The organism is Streptomyces sp. NPDC031225 (assembly GCF_055570355.1).
Map to the genome: position 1 here is coordinate 118315 of NZ_JBVIHJ010000001.1, position 18769 is coordinate 137083.

An 18769-nucleotide genomic window follows, 5' to 3' on the forward strand; every position below is an offset into this window, starting at 1 on the left:
CCGGGGTGGCCGGAACTTCACGGTTCCGGCCACCCCGGCGGCTTTCTGCGCGCCTGGGGGGTCTGTCTCGTACAGATACGCCTGAGGGCCCGCGGCAGTCACGCTGCGGGCCCTCAGGCGATACGCGGTCTCAGGCGCCTCGGATGATCACGCCTCGTCGTCCCGGCGCAGCGACGGCTTGAGGTCCTTGAGACGGCCCAGCAGGCCGTTCACGAACGAGGGCGACTCGTCCGTGGAGAACTCCTTCGCCAGCTGCACCATCTCGTCGAGCACCACGGCGTCCGGGGTCCCGTCGGCCCAGATCAGCTCGTAGGCACCCAGGCGCAGGATGTTGCGGTCGACGACCGGCATCCTGTCCAGCGTCCAGCCGACCGAGTACTGCGCGATCAGCTCGTCGATGCGCTTCGCGTGGTCCGCGTAGCCCTCGACCAACTGCATCGTGTACTCGCTCACCGGCGGCTGCCGGGTGTCTTCCCGGGAGAGCCGGATCCAGTCCGCGAGGACCGTCAGGACATCGACGCCGCGCTGGTCGCCCTCGAAGAGGATCTGGAAGGCGCGCTTGCGGGCCGTGTTGCGAGCAGCCACGGTTAGCTGTTCACCCGGCCGAGGTAGTCGCTCGTGCGGGTGTCGACCTTGATCTTCTCACCGGTGGTGATGAAGAGCGGCACGTTGATCTGGTGACCGGTCTCCAGGATGGCGGGCTTGGTGCCACCGGTGGAGCGGTCGCCCTGGACGCCCGGCTCGGTCTCCTGGATGACGAGCTCGACGGCGGCCGGCAGCTCGACGAAGAGCACCTCGCCCTCGTGCTGCGCGACGGTGGCCGTGAAGCCCTCGATCAGGAAGTTGGCGGCGTCGCCGACAGCCTTGCGGTCGACCATGAGCTGGTCGTAGGTCTCCATGTCCATGAAGACGAAGTACTCGCCGTCCATGTACGAGAACTGCATGTCACGCTTGTCGACAGTGGCCGTCTCGACCTTGACGCCGGCGTTGAACGTCTTGTCGACGACCTTGCCGGACAGCACGTTCTTGAGCTTGGTGCGCACGAAGGCCGGGCCCTTGCCGGGCTTGACGTGCTGGAACTCGACGACGGACCAGAGCTGGCCGCCTTCGAGCTTGAGCACCAGGCCGTTCTTGAGGTCGTTCGTGGAAGCCACGGTTGCGGAATCTCCTGGACTGACGTGGACGACCCCGGCGCACGCCACTGCCTAGAGGGCGAGCAGCTCCTTGGTCGTGATGGTGAGTAGCTCGGGTCCGCCGTCCGCCTCGGGGCGAACGACGAGCGTGTCATCGATCCGGACACCGCCCCGGCCCGGGAGGTGGACCCCCGGTTCGACGGTGACCGGCACGCAAGCGTCCAGTTTACCCATGGCCGCGGGGGCCAGCTGCGGGTCCTCGTCGATTTCGAGCCCCACACCGTGTCCGGTGAGCTGTGGGAGGCCCTCGTGGTGGCCCGCGGCCTCCAGTACCTGGCGTGCCGCACGGTCCACGTCGCGGTAGGCCGCGCCCGGTGCCAGGGACTCGCGTCCGGCCCGCTGAGCGGCGAAGACGAGGTCGTACAGCTCGATCTGCCAGTCGGCGGGAGAGGTGCCGATGACGAAGGTACGGCCGATCTCACAGCGGTAGCCGCGGTAGTTCGCGCCCAGGCAGACGGAGAGGAAGTCGCCCTCCTCGACGCGGCGGTCGGTGGGGCGGTGTGCCCTGCGGCCGGAGTTCGGTCCGGTGGCGACGGACGTGGCGAAGGCCGGGCCGTCGGCGCCGTGGTCGACGAGCCGGCGTTCGAGTTCGAGGGCGAGATGTCTCTCGGTGCGGCCCACCAGGATGGACTCCAGGAGTTCGCCCAGTGCCTGGTCGGCGATCTCGGCGCCGATACGCAGGCAGGAGATCTCTTCCTCGTCCTTGATGACACGGAGCTGTTCCACCGCACCGGCAAGGTCCCCGAGGCGCAGGCGGGGGACGACCGAGCGGATGGCCCGGTACCGGGCGACCGTGAGGTGCTCCTCTTCCACGGCAAGGGAGTCCGCGCCCTGTCCTGTGGCGAGGTCCGCCGCGGCCACCGCCGGGTCGCCTCCGGCACCGGGGAGGTGGTGGACGTGCACGGCGCCGTCGGGGCGTCCGGCGCCGGGACGGTCGTCCGCGGGGCCGGTGCACACCAGCTGATCCTCGGTCCTGCCGAGCAGCAGCACGCTGCCCAGCGGGGCCGCACCCGTGAGGTAGCGGACGTTGGCCGGGCAGGAGATCAGCGCGGATTGGCTGCCGCCGGCCTGGCAGCGGTCGCGCAGGCGGGCTCTTCGGGTGGCGTACACCTCTGACATGAGTTGAGCGTAGGAGTTTTGCCGGTATATCGCTTTTTGGCAGGGTCCGAGTGGGGAGGGTCGCCTGTCGTCTGCCGGCCGGTGGGGGCTGGTCGCGCCCACGCGGCGGAGCCGCATATCGACACAGCCCCGCGCTCCTTTGGGGCGCTACCAGCTCGGCGGGCTTGCTATCGACCTTGCCAGTACGTCGTCCAGGATCCTCGCGGTCTGCGGCACGTCCATCTGACTGTTGTCGATGATCGGCAGCCCCGAGCCGTACCAGCCCGCCATCCGCCCATGGATCCGCGCGACCTCTTCGTCGGTCAGACGGCGGTTGCCCGAGCGTTCGGCGTTGCGTTCCAGGACGATCTCCAGGCCGGGCAGCAGGACCACGGGCAGCAGGCCGGGGCCTACGTGCCGCTTCCAGCCGCCGAGGCCGACGACCGGCCGGTCGGGGAAGACGGCGTCGTCGAGGATGCAGGAGATGCCGTTGGCGAGGAAGTTGCGGGCGGCGAAGCCGCAGGTGCGGCGGGCGAGGCGGTACTGGGCCTCGGAGTGGTCGTTCCAGCCGGACTGGGGGTCGGCGAAGCCCGAGCGGACCCATTCGCGCACGTCGTCGAGGCTGATGTGGGCGGTGGGGACCCGGCGGTGGTCGGCCCAGTACTTGGCGACGCTCGTCTTGCCGGCGCCGGCCGGGCCGATCAGGAGGACGGCGAGGGTGGTGCCCGCGGGGTCGGGCACGGCGGCGGGCGGGGCGCTGGGGGCGCCCACGGGGGCGCCGGGCGGCAGCGGCACATGGCCCGTGGTGTCCGGGACCGGTCCCGGGGAGTGCTGCGGTGCGGGCGGGACCTGAGCCGGGGTGAAGCCCGGTGCCGGAGGCGGTGGGGGCACCGGGGCGGATCCCTGGTGCGCACCCGGGTGGTGTGCGGCCGGCGACCAGCCGGCGGCCGGTCCGTGCCCCGGCTGATGGGGCGGCGGCAGCGGAGAACCCACTGCGTGCTGCATCCGGTGCCACTCCGTCTCGTCTTTTCGGCTCGTTCACCGCCGGGGCGCTCACGTCGGTGCCGGGAGCCCGACCGCGCCCGGCCCGCGGGCCTGCGCGCGTTCGTCCTCTCGTCCCCGACGCGCCCCTGCGGCTCCCTCGCGGCAGGCTGATTGGCGCTGGCCGGGGGGCATATACCCCCTCGCCACCGAACGGTACCGCCCCCGGCCGTCGTTTGGTGAAACGGCCGGGCGCGGCCCGAAGTGCCCCTGCGGCAAGGCGAATCGGGCGGAACGCCCGTCGCCGGACTTACTGGCCGACCTCGCCGTAGGCGGCGAGCAGGACGGCCGGGTCCGGGCCCTCCAGGACGGTGGGCTTGCCCAGTCCGTCGAGGACGATGAACCGCAGGAGACTGCCGCGGGACTTCTTGTCGACCTTCATGTTCTCAAGGAGCTTGGGCCACTGGTCGTAGCGGTAGTGCAGCGGCAGTCCCACCGACTCCAGGACCGTGCGGTGCCGGTCGGCGGTCGCGTCGTCCAGCCGGCCCGCCAGCCGGCCCAGCTCGGCGGCGAAGTGCATGCCTACGGCCACCGCGGCGCCGTGCCGCCACTGGTACCGCTCGTTCTTCTCGATGGCGTGGGCGAGCGTGTGGCCGTAGTTGAGGATCTCCCTGAGGCCCGCCTCCTTGAGGTCGGAGGAGACGACCTCGGCCTTGACCCGGATGGAGCGCTCGATGAGTTCGGCGGTGTGCGGGCCCGCCGGGGTGCGCGCGGCCTGGGGGTCGGACTCGATGAGCTCCAGGATCACCGGGTCGGCGATGAAGCCGGCCTTGATGATCTCGGCGAGCCCGGAGACGTAGTCGTTGACGGGCAGGGAGTCCAGCGCGGCCAGGTCGCACAGGACGCCGGCGGGCGGGTGGAAGGCGCCGACCAGGTTCTTGCCCTCGGCGGTGTTGATGCCGGTCTTGCCGCCGACGGCCGCGTCGACCATGGCGAGCACGGTGGTCGGGATGGCGATCCAGCGCACCCCGCGCAGCCAGGTGGCCGCCACGAACCCGGCGAGGTCCGTGGTGGCACCGCCGCCGACGCCGACGATGACGTCGGAGCGGGTGAAGCCGGACTGTCCGAGCGCCTTCCAGCAGTAGGCGGCGACCTCGGCGGTCTTGGCCTCCTCCGCGTTCGGGATCTGGATGGCGACGGCCTCGTAGCCCTGTCCGGCGAGGTCGGCACGCAGTGCGTCTCCGGTGTCCGCCAGCGCCTCGGGGTGGATGACGGCGACCCGCTGGGCCTTCTCCCCCACCAGCGTGCCGAGCTCGCCCAGGAGTTGACGTCCCACCAGGACCTCGTACGGCTCGCTGCCCGCGGTTCCGCCGACCTGGATGCGCGTCACTGCCTCGCTCATGCTTCCTTCAACTCCAGTGCGTCCAGCGCGTTCTGTGTGACTTCTTCGGGTGTACGGCCGTCGGTGGCGACCACCGCCGTGGCGATCGACTCGTACAGATGGCGGCGTGCCTCCATCAGCTCGCGCCACTGTTTGCGCGGGTTGACCGCCAGCAGGGGACGGGCGGCGTTCAGGCCGGTGCGCTTGACGGCCTCCTCGACGTCCATCGAGAGGTAGACGACCTGCTGCCCGGCCAGCAGTTCACGCGTGTCCGCGTCCAGGATCGAGCCGCCGCCGAGCGCGAGGACACCCTTGTGCTCGGCCAGTGCCTGACGCACCGCCCGCTTCTCGATCGCCCGGAAGACGGGCTCGCCCTCGTCGACGAAGATCTCCGCGATGCTGCGGCCCTCGACGGCGACGATGTCGTCGTCGGTGTCCCGGTAGCCCACGCCGAGCCGCTCGGCCAGCAGCTGTCCGACGGTGGACTTGCCCACGCCCATCGGCCCGACCAGCACCACCCGCGGACCGGTCACCGGATCGCCAGGTTCTCGAGGTAGGAGCGCACGTTGCGGCGGGTCTCGGGCACGCTGTCGCCGCCGAACTTCTCCGCCACCGCGTCCGCCAGGACCAGGGCGACCATCGCCTCGGCGACGATCCCGGCCGCCGGCACCGCGGACACGTCCGAGCGCTGGTGGTGGGCCTGGGTCGCCTCACCGGTGGTCACGTCGACGGTCTGCAGGGCACGCGGCACGGTCGCGATCGGCTTCATCGCCGCCCGCACCCGCAGCAGCTCACCGGTGGACAGCCCGCCCTCGGTACCGCCGGAGCGGCCCGAGACCCGGCGGATCCCCTCCGGTGTGTTCACGATCTCGTCGTGCGCCTTCGAACCCGGCACCCGCGCCAGCTCGAACCCGTCACCGACCTCGACGCCCTTGATGGCCTGGATGCCCATCAGGGCACCCGCGAGCCGCGCGTCCAGCTTGCGGTCCCAGTGCACGTGGGAGCCGAGGCCCACGGGCACGCCGTAGGCCAGGATCTCGACCACGCCACCGAGGGTGTCGCCGTCCTTGTGGGCCTGGTCGACCTCGGCCACCATCGCCTTCGACGTGTCCGCGTCCAGGCAGCGCAGCGGGTCGGCGTCCAGCTTCTCGACGTCGGCCGGGGTCGGGTAGACCCCCTGCGGGGCCTTCACCGAGCACAGCTCGACGACATGGCTGACGATCTCGATGCCGGCCGTCTCCTTCAGGTACGACCGGGCCACCGCGCCCAGCGCCACCCGGGCCGCCGTCTCCCGCGCGGAGGCCCGCTCCAGGATCGGCCGGGCCTCGTCGAAGCCGTACTTCTGCATGCCCGCCAGGTCGGCGTGGCCGGGGCGCGGGCGGGTCAGCGGGGCGTTGCGGGCCAGCCCGGCCAGGATCTCCGGGTCGATGGGGTCGGCCGCCATGACCTGCTCCCACTTGGGCCACTCGGTGTTGCCCACCATGATCGCGACCGGGGAGCCGAGGGAGAGACCGTGGCGGACCCCGCCGAGGAAGGTGATCTCGTCGCGCTCGAACTTCATCCGGGCACCGCGGCCATAGCCCAGCCGACGCCTCGCCAGGTGGTCCGCCACCATCTCCGTGGTGATCGGCACGCCGGCGGGAAGGCCCTCCAGCGTCGCGACGAGTGCGGGACCGTGGGACTCCCCCGCGGTCAGCCAGCGCAACCTGCTCAACGGTGCTCCTCAGTGCTCGCGCCCTGGTACTGCCCTGCGTACGCGTGTCCTCGCGTACGGCAACGGCGCGACCGGGTGCGCGGCCCCGGCCCGCCGCCTCCGATCCTCCCACGTTCGGCGGCGGAGGCCGGTCACAGGTCCATCAGACGGACGTGGAAACGCACACCGAGCCCTCAGGCGATCCGCTCCGCCGCGCTCTTGGCAGCCTCCCGGGATGCGGACGCACATGCGCAGCGGCAAACGCCCGGAAGGGCCTCAGCGGGCCGCCAGCGCGTGTTCGCCGGCCTTGCGCATGGCCTCCACCGGGGCGGGCTGCAGACCGGTCATCTGCTCGACCTGGAGCACCGCCTGGTGCACCAGGAGGTCGAGGCCGCTGATCACCGCTCCGCCGATCATCGACCAGCGGGCGGCGAGTTCGGTCGGCCACGGGTCGTAGAGCACGTCGAAGAGGGCCGCGGGGCGCTCCGGGACGGCGTGGGCGAGTGCGTCCGTGGCACCGGCGGGGGTGGTGGCGATCACCAGAGGGGCGTGCAGCGCCTCGGCCGCGTCCGCCCAGTCCGCCGTGCGCACCTCGATGTCGAGCCGTTCGCCCCACTGCCGCATCTCGGCGGCCCGGGCCGGGCCGCGCACGTAGGCGAGGACCTCTCCGGTGCAGATCCGTGCGAGCGCGGCGAGCGCGGAGGAGGCGGTGGCGCCGGCGCCGAGGATCGCCGCCGAGTCGACCTGTTCGATGCCTCGCTCGCGGAGAGCGGCGACCATTCCCGGGATGTCGGTGTTGTCGCCGAGGCGGCGGCCGTCCTCCGTGAGTACGACCGTGTTGACGGCCTCCACCGAGGCGGCCGTCTCACTGATCTCGTCGAGCAGCGGGATGACCGCCCGCTTGAGCGGCATGGTCAGCGACAGTCCGGCCCACTCCGGCCCCAGCCCCTCGACGAACCCGGGCAGCGCGGCTTCGTCGAGTTCGAACCGGTCGTACGACCAGCCCGTGAGGCCCAGCTCCTCGTAGGCGGCCCGATGCAGGACCGGTGAGAGGGAGTGGGCGATGGGCTTGCCGAGGACGGCGGCCCGGCGGGCGGAGGTGGCCCGAGATGTCATGGAATCTGTCCTTGAGCCTCAAAAATTCGAACAGCGGCCCGGGACGCCCGTGCGTTCCGGCCGCGCCGTTGTCAGTCCTTTTTGCGTGACGCGTTGAACTCCTGCACGAGCTTGTCGTGGTCGGCGAGCGTCTTGGTGAACTTGCTGGTCTTGCCGTCCAGCGAGATGAAGTAGTACCAACCGTCGTGCGTCGGGTTGAGCGCGCCCTTGAGCGCCTCTTCGCCGGGGTTGTCGATCGGACCGGGCGGCAGACCCTTGACGTAGTACGTGTTGTACGGGTTGTTGTACTGCTTGAGCTCGGCGATCGTCAGGTCGATCTTGCTCTGGTTCTTGACGTAGTTGTACGTGGAGTCGAACTCCAGGGAGCCGTACGTCTGGGGGTTCCCCGGCTTGAGGCGGTTGTAGACGACCTCCGCCATCTTGCGGTAGTCGTCGTGGCTCGTGCCTTCGGCCTGCGCGAGGCTCGCCACGGTGAGCAGCTGCCAGGGATCGTCGAGACCCAGCCCCTCGGCCTTCTTCTCCAGGCCGAGTGCCTCGTACTTGTCGTTGGCCCGGCTGACCATCTCCTTGAGGACGGCCTCCGGCTTGTCCCCCTTGCTGACCGCGTAGGCGGAGGGGTAGAGGAACCCTTCGAGCGGGTCCTTCACGTTGGGGTGGCCGAGCGCCCAGTCGGGCAGCCCGACACTCTTGTACTTCTGCTTCGCGACCTTCGCCGTGGTGCCCTTGGACAGTTTGAGGCGCTCGTCGATCTGCTTGTAGACCGCCGCGTTGCGCTCGCCCTCGCTGACGATCAGGTTGTTCTGGCTCTTGGGGTCGAGCATCAGGGCCACGGCGCTCTTGGCGGACATCTCCTTGTTCAGCAGATAGGAGCCGGCCTGGATCCGGCCCGACTCCTTGTTCTGCGTGAACGCGGTCACGAAGGCATCGACGCTCTTGACCACGCCCGCTTCCTTGAGCCGCCGGCCCATGTCCGCCCCGTTGGCACCCGTCGGGATGGTGATGGCCACCTTCGTGCTGGTGCCGTCCCCCGTGTAGTCCGGCGCCGAGACCATACGGTCTTGGTAGAACTGGTAGCCGAAGTACCCGACGCCGGCGGTACCGCCGCCGAACACCAGCAGGACCACCAGACAGGCGCAGCCGCTCTTGCGCTTCTTGCCGCCTTTGCTGCCGCGGCCGCGCCGGTCGCCACGGCCGCCTTTCGGGTCGTCCGTGTCGTCCTCGTCGCCGTCACCGCCGCCCGCGAAGAAGGCGTGCTCGCCCTCGTCAGGCCCGGGATCCCAGTCCGTCTGCTGCGGTTCCGGCTCGGCACGCCGACGGCTCGGCGGCTCCGGCGGCGGGTAGGCGTCCGGGCTGCCGTAGTAGTCCTGCTGCTCCGCACCGTACGCGGCGGCCTGCTGGCCGTAGGGGTCCGACGGGTCGCCGGAGTACGGGACCTGCCCCTGTCCACCGTTCGCCCAGCCGTTGTTGTCGTACGACTGCTGTGGCTGACCCTGATAGGCCTGCTGGTCGTACTGCTGTTGCTGCTGGTCGTACTGCTGGTCCTGCTGGTGGTACTGCTGCTGGCCGTACTGGCCGTCGTGCTGGGGGTACTGCTGCTGCGCCTGACCGTAGGCGTCCTGCCGGCCGTCGACCCAGCCACCGTTGTCGTCGTACTGCGGCTGCTGCGGCTGCTCCGGATAGTGCTGCGTCCGGCCGCCGTAGGGGGACTGCCGGCCCGCGTCGGCCTGCTGCCCTCCCCATCCGTCGTCCCCGTACAACGGGTCCTCCGGATGCCACGGTTCGGAGCCTTGGCCCCGGCCATACTCAGTCATCGATCCCCTAGAGCCGCGAGGTGGTGGTCGCCTTCATCGACGACCCGGCTACCGGTCCGCCTCTTTCTGTGCGGCGGCTGTTCGAATGCCACCGCATCGCGCGGAACGTTACCGTATCGCGATCAGATGACCACTTCGACGCCCTCGCCGGGTGCTTTACCTGACACCCGTTCGGATTCCAGCGCCTGCTGGAGGATGATCACAGCGGCTGCCTGGTCAATGACCGATCTGCCCTTTTTGGATTTCACTCCGGATGCGCGCAGCCCCTGGCTGGCCGTCACCGTCGTCATCCGTTCGTCGACCAGCCTGACCGCGATGGGTGCGATCCCCCGCGCGAGCTCCTGGACGAAAGCACGGACCTTGACCGCGGCCGGGCCCTCGCCCCCTTTGAGGGAGCGGGGCAGACCGACGACGACCTCGATCGGTTCGTACTCCTCGACCAGTTGCCTGAGCCGACGGTGAGCCGCCGGGACGTCCCGGCCGGGGACCGTCTCCACCGGAGTGGCGAGGATCCCGTCGGGGTCGCACGAGGCGACCCCGATACGGGCGTCCCCGACGTCGATCGCGAGTCGACGGCCTCTGCGCATTACTTGGCCGTCTCCCCGACCAGGCGCTCCACGGCGTCCACGGCCTCACCGATCGCGGCCGGGTTCTGGCCGCCGCCCTGGGCGACGTCCGGCTTGCCGCCACCGCCGCCACCGAGCGTCTTGGCCGCCGTGCGGACCAGGTCACCGGCCTTGAGACCGCGCTCGCGGGCGGCCTCGTTGGTGGCGATGACCGTCAGCGGCTTGCCGTTGTTGACGGTGAAGAGGGCGACGACGACAGCCCGGCCGCCCTGGATGCGGCCGCGCACGTCGAGGACCAGCTTGCGCAGGTCGTCCGGCGTGGTGCCGTCCGGGACCCGACCGGTGACGACGGCGGTCCCGCGGACGTCCTTGGCGGACTCGGCGAGACCGGCGGCGGCCTGGAGCACCTTCTCCGCGCGGAACTTCTCGATCTCCTTCTCGGCGTCCTTCAGCTTGCCGAGCATCGCGGAGACCTTCTCCGGGAGCTCCTCCGGGCGGCCCTTGATCAGCTCCTGGAGCTGGGCGACGACGGTGTGCTCACGGGCCAGGAAGTTGTAGGCGTCCACACCGACGAGCGCCTCGATACGGCGGACACCGGAGCCGATCGACGACTCGCCGAGCAGCTTCACCAGGCCCAGCTGGGCGGTGTTGTGCACGTGGGTGCCGCCGCACAGCTCCTTGGAGAAGTCGCCGATGGTGACGACCCGGACCCGCTCGCCGTACTTCTCGCCGAACTCGGCGATGGCGCCCTGCTTCTTGGCCTCGTCCAGGCTCAGGATCTCGGCGTGCACGTCGAGATCACGGGCGAGCACCTCGTTGATCTTCTGCTCGACGTCGGTCATCACGGCCGTCGGAACGGCGGACGGGGAGCCGAAGTCGAAGCGGAACCGGCCGGGCTGGTTCTCGGAACCGGCCTGGGCGGCCGTCGGACCGAGCGCGTCACGCAGCGCCTGGTGGGTGAGATGGGTGGCCGAGTGGGCGCGGGCGATGGCCGTACGACGGCGGCCGTCGATCGACGCGAGGGCCTTGGCTCCGACGGTCACCTCGCCGAACTGGACGACGCCCTTGTGGACGTAGACGCCCGGTACCGGCTTCTGGCAGTCGCGGATCTCGATGACGGCACCGGAGTCGACCTTGATCCGGCCGGTGTCGCCGATCTGGCCGCCGCCCTCGGCGTAGAAGGGGGTGCGGTCCAGGACGATCTCGACTTCGTCGCCCTCGGTGGCGGCCGGGGAGGAGGCGCCGTCGACGAGGATGCCGACGATCGTGGACTCGCTCTCGGTGTCCGAGTAGCCGAGGAACTCGGTCTCGCCGGCCTGGTCGGCGATCGCACGGTAGGCGCCCGCACCGGCGTGGCCGGTCTTCTTGCCCTGGGCGTCGGCCTTGGCGCGCTCCCGCTGCTCCTTCATCAGGCGGCGGAAGCCGTCCTCGTCCACGGACAGGCCCTGCTCGGCGGCCATCTCCAGGGTGAGGTCGATCGGGAAGCCCCAGGTGTCGTGGAGCAGGAACGCCTTGTCACCGGCGAGGACCGTGCCACCGGACTGCTTGGTCTCGGTGACCGCGGTGTCGAGGATGTTGGTGCCGGCCTTCAGCGTCTTGAGGAAGGCGTTCTCCTCGGCGACGGCGACCTTCTCGATGCGCTCGCGGTCGGTGACCAGCTCCGGGTACTGCTGGCCCATCATGGCGATCACGGTGTCGACCAGGTCGAGCACGACCGGGCCGGTGGCACCGAGCAGGCGCATGTTGCGGATGGCGCGGCGCATGATGCGACGCAGGACGTAACCGCGGCCCTCGTTGCCGGGGGTGACGCCGTCGCCGATGAGCATGACGGACGTCCGCATGTGGTCGGTGACCACGCGCAGGGACACGTCGGACTCGTGGGCGTCGCCGTACGCGACACCCGTCAGCTCGGTGGCCTTGTTGATGACGGCCATGGAGGTGTCGATCTCGTACATGTTCTGCACGCCCTGCAGAATCATCGCGAGCCGTTCGAGTCCGAGGCCCGTGTCGATGTTCTTGCTGGGGAGCTCGCCGAGGATCTCGAAGTTGTCCTTGCCGATGCCCTCGCCGCGCTCGTACTGCATGAAGACGAGGTTCCAGATCTCCACGTACCGCTCGTCGTTGACGGCGGGACCGCCCTCGACGCCGAACTCCGGGCCGCGGTCGTAGTTGATCTCGGAACAGGGGCCGCAGGGTCCGGGGACGCCCATGGACCAGTAGTTGTCCTTCATGCCGAGGCGCTGGATGCGCTCCTTCGGCACCCCGACGACCTCGTGCCACAGGCGCTCGGCCTCGTCGTCGTCCTTGTAGACCGTGATCCAGAGCTTCTCCGGCTCCAGGCCGTAACCACCCTTGTCCTGGGGGCTGGTGAGCAGCTCCCAGGCGTACTTGATGGCGCCTTCCTTGAAGTAGTCGCCGAAGGAGAAGTTGCCGCACATCTGGAAGAACGTGCCGTGCCGGGTGGTCTTGCCGACCTCTTCGATGTCGGGCGTGCGCACGCACTTCTGGACGCTGGTCGCGCGCGCCCACGGCGGCTTGACCTCACCGAGGAAGTACGGCTTGAAAGGGACCATGCCGGCGGGGACCAGGAGCAGAGTCGGGTCGTCCGCGATGAGCGACGCCGAAGGGACGACGGTGTGCCCGCGCTCCTCGTAGAAGCTCAGCCAGCGGCGGCGAATCTCGGCCGACTCCATCAGTGGTCCTCATTCCGGTTGTACGAGTACGTCGTCCTGTCGCTGTCGACGGACTTCGGGTCGGTGCGGTTCTCGATGGCGGCGTACCGCCGGGGAGCGGGGAGTTCGGGGTCGGTGTTGATGCCCAGCGCCTCCCCCAGCTCCTCCTCCCGCTGGGCCATGTTGTCCCGGACGTCGAGCGCGAAGCCCACCGCTCGGTCCTTGATGCGGTGACCCGTCTCGATCGCCTTGTTCGCCGCGGTCGCGGCCAGGCTCTCGGGGGTCAGCTGCCTCAGCTTGCGATTGACCTTGGTGGTGGCCCAGACACCGGCGGCGACGCCGGTGCCGAACCAGAAGGTACGGCGGAACATCCTGGCTCTCAGTCCCTCTTTCCGCGGAGGTTTCGCTTCTCCCGCCGGGAGACCGTACGGCCCACGATCACGGTACGGCGGGGCTCCCTGGCGGGCATGTCGTCCTTGCGGCCGCTGATCGCCCGGCGCACGCCGTAGCCGAAGGCCGCGACCTTGACGAGGGGGCCGCCGAAGGTGGAGGCGACGGTGGTGGACAGCGCGGAGGCGTTCGACGTGACCTCCTGGACGTCCGAGGCGATCGCGTCGACCCGCTCGATCTGGGTCTGCGCGGAGCGCACCGCGGTGGAGGCGTCGGCCAGCAGCGGAACGGCCTGGTCGGTCACGTCCGCCACGAGTTTGGTGGTCGCCTTGAGCGTCTGGGCCAGCCTCGCCAGGGCGACGGCGAGGAAGGAGACCAGGATCGCCCAGAAGACGGCCACCAGGATCCCGGCAACCTCTCCACCGGACACCTGACACCTGCTCTCATAAACACCTGTAGATAACGCTGCCGAGCCTATCGCGCCGGGGATGGCGCTCCGCACCGGATTACCCCGGGCACGTCCCCGGGGCGCCGGCGACGATTGCACGGAGCGAACACGCTTCAGTACGCTCCGTGTTCCATGCGTAGTCATCAGCCCTACGGCCCCGGGACGCACGGCAATCTCCCCCTGGAACCCGACGCTTTCGTGGGCCGCGGTGCCGAACTCTCCGGTCTGGCGCGGGCGCTGGACACCGCGCGGCTGGTGACGGTGACGGGCCCGGGCGGGATCGGCAAGTCCCGGCTCGCGGCGCGGGTGGCCGGCGCCCGGTGCGCGCCGCCCGACGGGGTGTGGCGCGTCGAGCTGTCGGCGGTGCACGACCCGGAGTTCGTCGACCACGCGGTCGTGGAGGCGCTGGGCCTGACGGACCACACCGTGCGACCGCCACGCGAGACGCTTCTCGCACATCTCACCGGACGCCGGCTCCTGCTGGTCCTGGACGGTTTCGAGCACCTGGTGGACGGGTGCGCGGAACTCGTCGCCGAGCTGCTCGGAAAGGTCCCGGGACTGGCCGTCCTCGCCGTCGGACGCCGACCTCTGTCCGTGGCCGGGGAGCAGGTGTTCGCACTGGGGCCGCTGGGCGAGGACGAGGCCGTGGAACTGTTCGGGGAACGGGCCTCACGACAGGGAGTGACGGTCGGCGGCGATCCGCACGTGCGGGAGCTGTGCCGGCGGCTGGACGGCATCCCGCTGGCGATCGAACTGGCCGCGGGACGGCTGGGAGCGCTGTCCCCCGAACAGCTGCTGGAACGGCTCGACGACCGGTTCCGGGTGCTGACGGGCGGCGGCCGGGACGCCCTGCCCCGGCATCGGACGCTGCGCACGGCGATCGGCTGGAGCCACGAACTGTGCACGCCCGAGCAGCGGTTGCTGTGGGCACGGCTGTCGGTGTTCGCCGGGCAGTTCGACCTGGAGGCCGCCGAATACGTGTGCAGCGGCGGCGGTCTGCACTCCGACGACGTCCTCGACGTCCTGTCCGCGCTGCTCGCCCAGTCCGTGGTGGCCCGCGTGGAGACCGCGACCGGCGTGCGCTACCGGATGCTCGACACGGTCCGGGCGTACGGCGCCGAGTGGCTGGAGGCGACGGGCGACGCGGTCCGGCTGCGCAGACGGCACCGCGACTGGTACGTGGGCCTTGCGACCTGGTGCGAACTGGACTGGTTCTCGCCGCGGCAGAACGAGGTGGCTGCACGGATCGAGGCCGAGCTGCCGAATCTGCGCTGCGCGCTGGAGTACTGCCTGACCGAGCCCGACGGGGCGGAGCTGGGCCAGCACCTCGCGGGCTCCCTCTGGTTCTGCTGGGTCGGCTGCGGCCGGCTGTCGGAGGGGCGGCACTGGCTGGAGCGCAGCGTCGAGCTGGAGCCGGGCGCCGAGCACGCCCGGCTGAAGGCCCTGTGGGTCCTCGGCTATGTGGCGGTCCTCCAGGGCGACACGGTGCCCGCGCTGGCGGCGCTGCAGGAGTGCCGCCAGGAGGCGGAGCGGTCCGCGAACCCTGCGGCGGTGGCGTACGCCGAGCACCGCACCGGCTGTCTGGCGCTCGTCTCGGACGACATGCCGCGTGCCGAGACGCTGCTGCGCTCGTCGCTGGCGCGCTATCAGGAGATCGGCGAGCTCAACAGCAATGTGCTGATGGGCCAGGTCGAGCTGGCGATGGCCCGGGCGTTCCTGGGCGATCTGCCGGACGCGGTGCGGCTGTGCGAGGACGTACGCCAGGTGTGCGAGGACCACGGCGAGCGATGGGCACGTTCGTACGCGCTGTACGTCCTGGCGTACGCGGCCTGGAGCGAGGGCGACCCGGCACGCGCGCGTGAGCTGCTCACCGACTGTCTGGCCTGCGCGCACGCCTTCCACGACCTGCTCGGCTCGGTCCTGTCCCTCGAACTGCTGGCCCTGGTCACGGTGGCGCAGGGCGACGCGGCCGAGGCCGCGCTGCTGCAGGGCGCCGCGGCCTCGCTGTGGCCGTCGGTGGGCCTGCCGCTGTTCGGCTCGGCCCACTACAACGCCCCGCACGAGCTGTGCGAGGCGGCGGCCCGGGAGCGGCTGGGAGACGAACGGTACGAGACGTGCGTACGGCAGGGGGCTCGGCTCGACCGGGAGGCAGCGGTGGCCCGGGCCCTGGGGCGTGGCGGGCGGGAGGCGGGCCCGGAGTCGCTGCGGGCGCCGCGCGGTCCGGTGCGGCATCCGCGTGCGGCCTCGAAGACGCAGCAGCCCGCCGCCTCGCCCACCCGGAAGGGCGGGGAGACGGCGGGCTGAGTGGTGCGTGGTGCTACGGCCTGCTGGTGATCAGCGGGCGTAGTACTCGACGACGAGCTGCTCGTCGCAGATCACCGGGATCTCCTTGCGGTTCGGCTCGCGGTCCAGGCGGAAGGCCAGGGCGCCGAGGTTCACCTGCAGGTAGCGCGGGGTCTCACCGTCGGGGGCGAAGCCACCGGCACGGGCGACCTCGAACAGCGTCTTGCTGCGGCTGCGCTCGCGGACCATCACGACGTCGTCGGGACGGACGCGGAACGACGGCTTGTCGACCTTGCCGCCGTTGACCTCGATGTGGCCGTGCACGACCATCTGACGGGCCTGGTAGATGGTGCGGGCGATGCCCGAACGCAGAACCAGGGCGTCGAGACGACGCTCCAGCTCGATGACCAGGGCCTCACCGGTCTTGCCCTGCGTCTTGGCGGCACGCTCGTAGGCGCGGACGAGCTGACGCTCGGACACGTCGTACTGCGCACGCAGACGCTGCTTCTCCAGCAGGCGGACCTTGTAGTCCGAGTTCTGCTTGCGGCCACGGCCGTGCTCACCCGGCGGGTAGGGGCGGGCCTCGAAGTACTTGACGGCCTTCGGGGTCAGCGCGATGCCGAGGGCACGCGACTTCTTGACCTTGGGGCGGGACTGGTTCGCCACAATCTCTCATTTCCTGGTGTTCGGCTCGTCAGAGTTATGGGAGGTCGCATCCGCAGCCGGGGAAACCCGCCGGGTCCGCGAGGGACCTGGTGGGCAGCCGCTCCCCTGGTCTGGGCACATACGTGCAGCACGCGAGAGACCCACCGACCGGTGCCGCCGTACTTTCGTACGACGGGTGGTGATGGGTTGCCCGCGACACCATTCGAACGGTGCGCGACGCTCCTGGAACCCACTGGGGGTTCCGGCCGGTTGTCCCGCTCTGACTGCGCGGGACTCGGCACTTCGAGGGATTCTACAGGGTGCTCAGGACCGCTTGCGACCGAGGTGCTTGCGGGTCCACTCCACCGCGTCCGCGTACCGCGCCTCGGCCCCGTGCCGGGTGGGGGTGTAGTACTCCCGGTCCTTGAGCTCCTCCGGGGCGTACTGCTGGGACGCGATGCCCTCGGGCAGGTCGTGCGGGTAGACGTACCCCTGCGCGTGCCCCAGTTTGGCCGCGCCCTTGTAGTGCCCGTCCCGCAGGTGCATCGGCACGGGCCCCGCGTGGCCCTTGCGCACGTCCTCCATGGCGGCGCCGATCGCCGTGGTCGCGGCGTTGGACTTCGGGGCCAGGGCGAGGGCGATGGTCGCGTGGCTCAACGTCAGCGCGGCCTCGGGGAAGCCGATCATGGCGACGGCCTGGGCGGCGGCGACGGCTATGGGAAGGGCGCCCGGGTCGGCGAGGCCGATGTCCTCGCTGGCGGAGATCATCAGGCGGCGGGCGATGAAGCGGGGGTCCTCGCCGGCCTCGATCATGCGGGCCAGGTAGTGCAGGGCCGCGTCGACGTCCGAGCCCCTGATGGACTTGATGAGGGCGCTGGCCACGTCGTAGTGCTGGTCGCCGTCGCGGTCGTACTTCACGGCCGCGCGGTCGACCGTCTCCTCCAGTGTGGTGAGGGAGATCTCCGGCTCGCCCTTGTCGAGCGCGGCGCCGGCGGCGGCCTCCAGGGCGGTCAGGGCGCGGCGGGCGTCGCCGCCGGCGATCCGCAAAAGGTGGTTCTCCGCGTCCTCGGGGAGGGCGACGGCGTCCTTCAGGCCGCGCTCGTCGCTCACGGCCCGCTTCAGGAGCCCTCTGAGGTCGTCGTCGGTGAGGGGTTCGAGGGTCAGCAGGAGGGACCGGGACAGCAGCGGGGAGATCACCGAGAAGTACGGGTTCTCGGTGGTCGCCGCGATCAGGGTCACCCAGCGGTTCTCGACCGCGGGGAGCAGGGAGTCCTGCTGGGCCTTGCTGAAGCGGTGGATCTCGTCGAGGAAGAGGACGGTCTCCTTGCCGAACCCTCCGGTTGCGCGGCGGGCGCCCTCGATGACCGCACGGACCTCCTTGACCCCGGCGGTGATCGCGGAGAGCTCCACGAAACGCTTGTTGGTCGCCTTCGACACGACGTACGCCAGTGTCGTCTTGCCGGTGCCCGGGGGTCCCCAGAGGATCACCGAGGAAGGTCCGGCGGGGCCGCCGCTGCCCTCGCCGACCAGCCGGCGCAGCGGTGAACCCGCCTTGAGCAGGTGCTGCTGGCCCACCACCTCGTCGAGGGTGCGCGGGCGCATCCGGACCGCCAGGGGGCTGCCTGCCGGGTCCTTCTCCTGGCGCTCTTCCGCCGCGGCGGTGAACAGATCGGGCTCCACGTTCAAAACCCTATGTCACGCCACTGACAACGTCCGAAGGCTCAGGCCCAGAGACTGGAGCCCCAGCGGGTCAGGATCATCATCGCGATGATGCCGCAGTGCGTGACCGGCAGGACCCAGGTGAACTCCGCGAGGAAGCGCTTGAGCCAGCCCGGGGACGGCAGGAAGTCGTTGCGGACGTTGAACGAGGTGACGTACCAGAACATGGTGATCGTGGCGACCCAGGCCAGCGAGCACCACAGGCACAGCGCGTTGATCCGGTACAGGGACTGGAACTGGAGCCAGGTGCAGAAGGCCACGCCGAAGAGCGTGCCGAAGTTGAAGGTGAGCCAGTACCAGCGCGGGAAGCGGGCGCGGGTGAGCAGGCTCATGCCGACGCAGATCACGATGCCGTAGCAGACGAGGCCGAGCATCGGGTTGGGGAACCCGAAGGCGGCGGCCTGCTTGCTCTCCATGACGCTGCCGCAGGACACGATCGGGTTGAGGGAGCAGCTCGGGGTGAACGTCTTGCCGCTCACCTTGCCCTCAAGGATCTTGAACTTGTCGATCGTGATGACCCACGCGGCGAGCAGTCCGGCCGCGCCGGTGATCACCAGCAGCAGGGCGAAGGCACGGCTGCCGCCCTCCGTCCGGGGTGCCGTGTCGGCGCCCGCCGACGCGGACCCGGACTCCGTGGAGACGTCTTTCACTGTGGTCTTGCTCATCACGCCGATCCGTCTGCTTGAGAGTTGGACCTTCTTCGGGCAGGGGCCATTGTGCCGTACACAGAGGCTTGTCCACCGTTCGGTGGACATAAGGAAGTACGCACGGTC

At 70.3% G+C, this 18769-nt stretch carries 17 protein-coding genes; 1 reads left to right on the forward strand and 16 read right to left on the reverse strand.

Going from position 1 to position 18769, the window contains the following annotated elements:
• Positions 1 to 147: 147 nt before the first annotated feature.
• From nusB to ACZ48Z_RS00585, 13 genes are all read right to left on the reverse strand, one after another.
• Complete coding sequence (nusB, locus tag ACZ48Z_RS00525; protein ID WP_468733581.1) at positions 148 to 585, reverse strand: transcription antitermination factor NusB; 438 nt, start codon at positions 583 to 585, stop codon at positions 148 to 150.
• 2 nt (positions 586 to 587) lie between these two features.
• Positions 588 to 1154 (reverse strand): elongation factor P, encoded by a 567-nt coding sequence (gene efp, locus ACZ48Z_RS00530; protein ID WP_030607045.1) that lies wholly within the window; start codon positions 1152 to 1154, stop codon positions 588 to 590.
• 51 nt (positions 1155 to 1205) lie between these two features.
• Complete coding sequence (locus tag ACZ48Z_RS00535; RefSeq protein WP_468733582.1) at positions 1206 to 2312, reverse strand: aminopeptidase P family protein; 1107 nt, start codon at positions 2310 to 2312, stop codon at positions 1206 to 1208.
• A 147-nt stretch (positions 2313 to 2459) separates the two neighbouring features.
• Entirely contained in the window at positions 2460 to 3296 is an 837-nt protein-coding gene (locus ACZ48Z_RS00540; RefSeq protein ID WP_468733583.1) for a Pro-rich N-terminal domain-containing protein, read from the reverse strand.
• 286 nt (positions 3297 to 3582) lie between these two features.
• Positions 3583 to 4674 carry a 3-dehydroquinate synthase gene (aroB, locus tag ACZ48Z_RS00545; protein ID WP_468733584.1) on the reverse strand — a complete coding sequence of 364 codons (1092 nt, stop codon included), beginning with the start codon at positions 4672 to 4674 and terminating at the stop codon, positions 3583 to 3585.
• A complete protein-coding gene (locus tag ACZ48Z_RS00550; RefSeq protein WP_468733985.1) occupies positions 4671 to 5153 on the reverse strand; it encodes a shikimate kinase in 483 nt (160 codons plus the stop codon). Before ACZ48Z_RS00550 ends, aroB begins: the two co-directional genes overlap by 4 nt.
• Positions 5154 to 5182: 29 nt before the next feature.
• Positions 5183 to 6367, reverse strand: a complete 1185-nt coding sequence (aroC, locus tag ACZ48Z_RS00555) for a chorismate synthase (protein WP_468733585.1) — start codon at positions 6365 to 6367, stop codon at positions 5183 to 5185.
• A 255-nt stretch (positions 6368 to 6622) separates the two neighbouring features.
• Positions 6623 to 7462, reverse strand: a complete 840-nt coding sequence (locus ACZ48Z_RS00560) for a shikimate dehydrogenase (protein WP_468733586.1) — start codon at positions 7460 to 7462, stop codon at positions 6623 to 6625.
• Between the two features lie 71 nt (positions 7463 to 7533).
• Positions 7534 to 9273: an endolytic transglycosylase MltG gene (gene mltG, locus ACZ48Z_RS00565; protein ID WP_468733587.1), complete on the reverse strand. Its 1740-nt coding sequence runs from the start codon at positions 9271 to 9273 to the stop codon at positions 7534 to 7536.
• Between the two features lie 122 nt (positions 9274 to 9395).
• Positions 9396 to 9860 (reverse strand): Holliday junction resolvase RuvX, encoded by a 465-nt coding sequence (gene ruvX / locus ACZ48Z_RS00570; protein WP_468733588.1) that lies wholly within the window; start codon positions 9858 to 9860, stop codon positions 9396 to 9398.
• Positions 9860 to 12532: an alanine--tRNA ligase gene (gene alaS, locus ACZ48Z_RS00575; protein WP_468733589.1), complete on the reverse strand. Its 2673-nt coding sequence runs from the start codon at positions 12530 to 12532 to the stop codon at positions 9860 to 9862. The genes ruvX and alaS overlap by 1 nt, the downstream gene beginning before the upstream one ends.
• Complete coding sequence (locus tag ACZ48Z_RS00580; RefSeq protein WP_468733590.1) at positions 12532 to 12882, reverse strand: hypothetical protein; 351 nt, start codon at positions 12880 to 12882, stop codon at positions 12532 to 12534. Before ACZ48Z_RS00580 ends, alaS begins: the two co-directional genes overlap by 1 nt.
• A gap of 8 nt (positions 12883 to 12890) precedes the next feature.
• Complete coding sequence (locus ACZ48Z_RS00585) at positions 12891 to 13331, reverse strand: DUF948 domain-containing protein (protein WP_328745629.1); 441 nt, start codon at positions 13329 to 13331, stop codon at positions 12891 to 12893.
• Positions 13332 to 13481: 150 nt separating this feature from the next.
• Here ACZ48Z_RS00585 and ACZ48Z_RS00590 point away from each other — a divergent pair, with 150 nt between their 5' ends.
• The gene (locus ACZ48Z_RS00590) at positions 13482 to 15653 is read left to right on the forward strand and encodes an ATP-binding protein (RefSeq protein WP_468733591.1); all 2172 of its coding nucleotides are present in this window, start codon (positions 13482 to 13484) and stop codon (positions 15651 to 15653) included.
• A 30-nt stretch (positions 15654 to 15683) separates the two neighbouring features.
• On the opposite strand, the gene rpsD is transcribed toward ACZ48Z_RS00590, so the two are convergent.
• From rpsD to ACZ48Z_RS00605, 3 genes are all read right to left on the reverse strand, one after another.
• Positions 15684 to 16298 carry a 30S ribosomal protein S4 gene (rpsD, locus tag ACZ48Z_RS00595; protein ID WP_006381762.1) on the reverse strand — a complete coding sequence of 205 codons (615 nt, stop codon included), beginning with the start codon at positions 16296 to 16298 and terminating at the stop codon, positions 15684 to 15686.
• A gap of 303 nt (positions 16299 to 16601) precedes the next feature.
• A complete protein-coding gene (locus ACZ48Z_RS00600) occupies positions 16602 to 17957 on the reverse strand; it encodes a replication-associated recombination protein A (protein WP_468733592.1) in 1356 nt (451 codons plus the stop codon).
• A gap of 41 nt (positions 17958 to 17998) precedes the next feature.
• On the reverse strand, positions 17999 to 18661 hold the full coding sequence (locus tag ACZ48Z_RS00605) for a vitamin K epoxide reductase family protein (RefSeq protein ID WP_468733593.1): 663 nt from the start codon (positions 18659 to 18661) through the stop codon (positions 17999 to 18001).
• Positions 18662 to 18769: the final 108 nt, after the last annotated feature.

Coding starts and splice junctions, on each gene's coding strand:
- ACZ48Z_RS00535 (WP_468733582.1), bottom strand. CDS start 2,312: ATGTCAGAGGTGTACGCCACCCGAAGAGCCCGCCTGCGCGACCGCTGC.
- ACZ48Z_RS00540 (WP_468733583.1), bottom strand. CDS start 3,296: ATGCAGCACGCAGTGGGTTCTCCGCTGCCGCCGCCCCATCAGCCGGGG.
- aroB (WP_468733584.1), bottom strand. CDS start 4,674: ATGAGCGAGGCAGTGACGCGCATCCAGGTCGGCGGAACCGCGGGCAGC.
- ACZ48Z_RS00550 (WP_468733985.1), bottom strand. CDS start 5,153: ATGGGCGTGGGCAAGTCCACCGTCGGACAGCTGCTGGCCGAGCGGCTC.
- ACZ48Z_RS00560 (WP_468733586.1), bottom strand. CDS start 7,462: ATGACATCTCGGGCCACCTCCGCCCGCCGGGCCGCCGTCCTCGGCAAG.
- mltG (WP_468733587.1), bottom strand. CDS start 9,273: ATGACTGAGTATGGCCGGGGCCAAGGCTCCGAACCGTGGCATCCGGAG.
- ruvX (WP_468733588.1), bottom strand. CDS start 9,860: ATGCGCAGAGGCCGTCGACTCGCGATCGACGTCGGGGACGCCCGTATC.
- alaS (WP_468733589.1), bottom strand. CDS start 12,532: ATGGAGTCGGCCGAGATTCGCCGCCGCTGGCTGAGCTTCTACGAGGAG.
- ACZ48Z_RS00580 (WP_468733590.1), bottom strand. CDS start 12,882: ATGTTCCGCCGTACCTTCTGGTTCGGCACCGGCGTCGCCGCCGGTGTC.
- ACZ48Z_RS00590 (WP_468733591.1), top strand. CDS start 13,482: ATGCGTAGTCATCAGCCCTACGGCCCCGGGACGCACGGCAATCTCCCC.
- ACZ48Z_RS00605 (WP_468733593.1), bottom strand. CDS start 18,661: ATGAGCAAGACCACAGTGAAAGACGTCTCCACGGAGTCCGGGTCCGCG.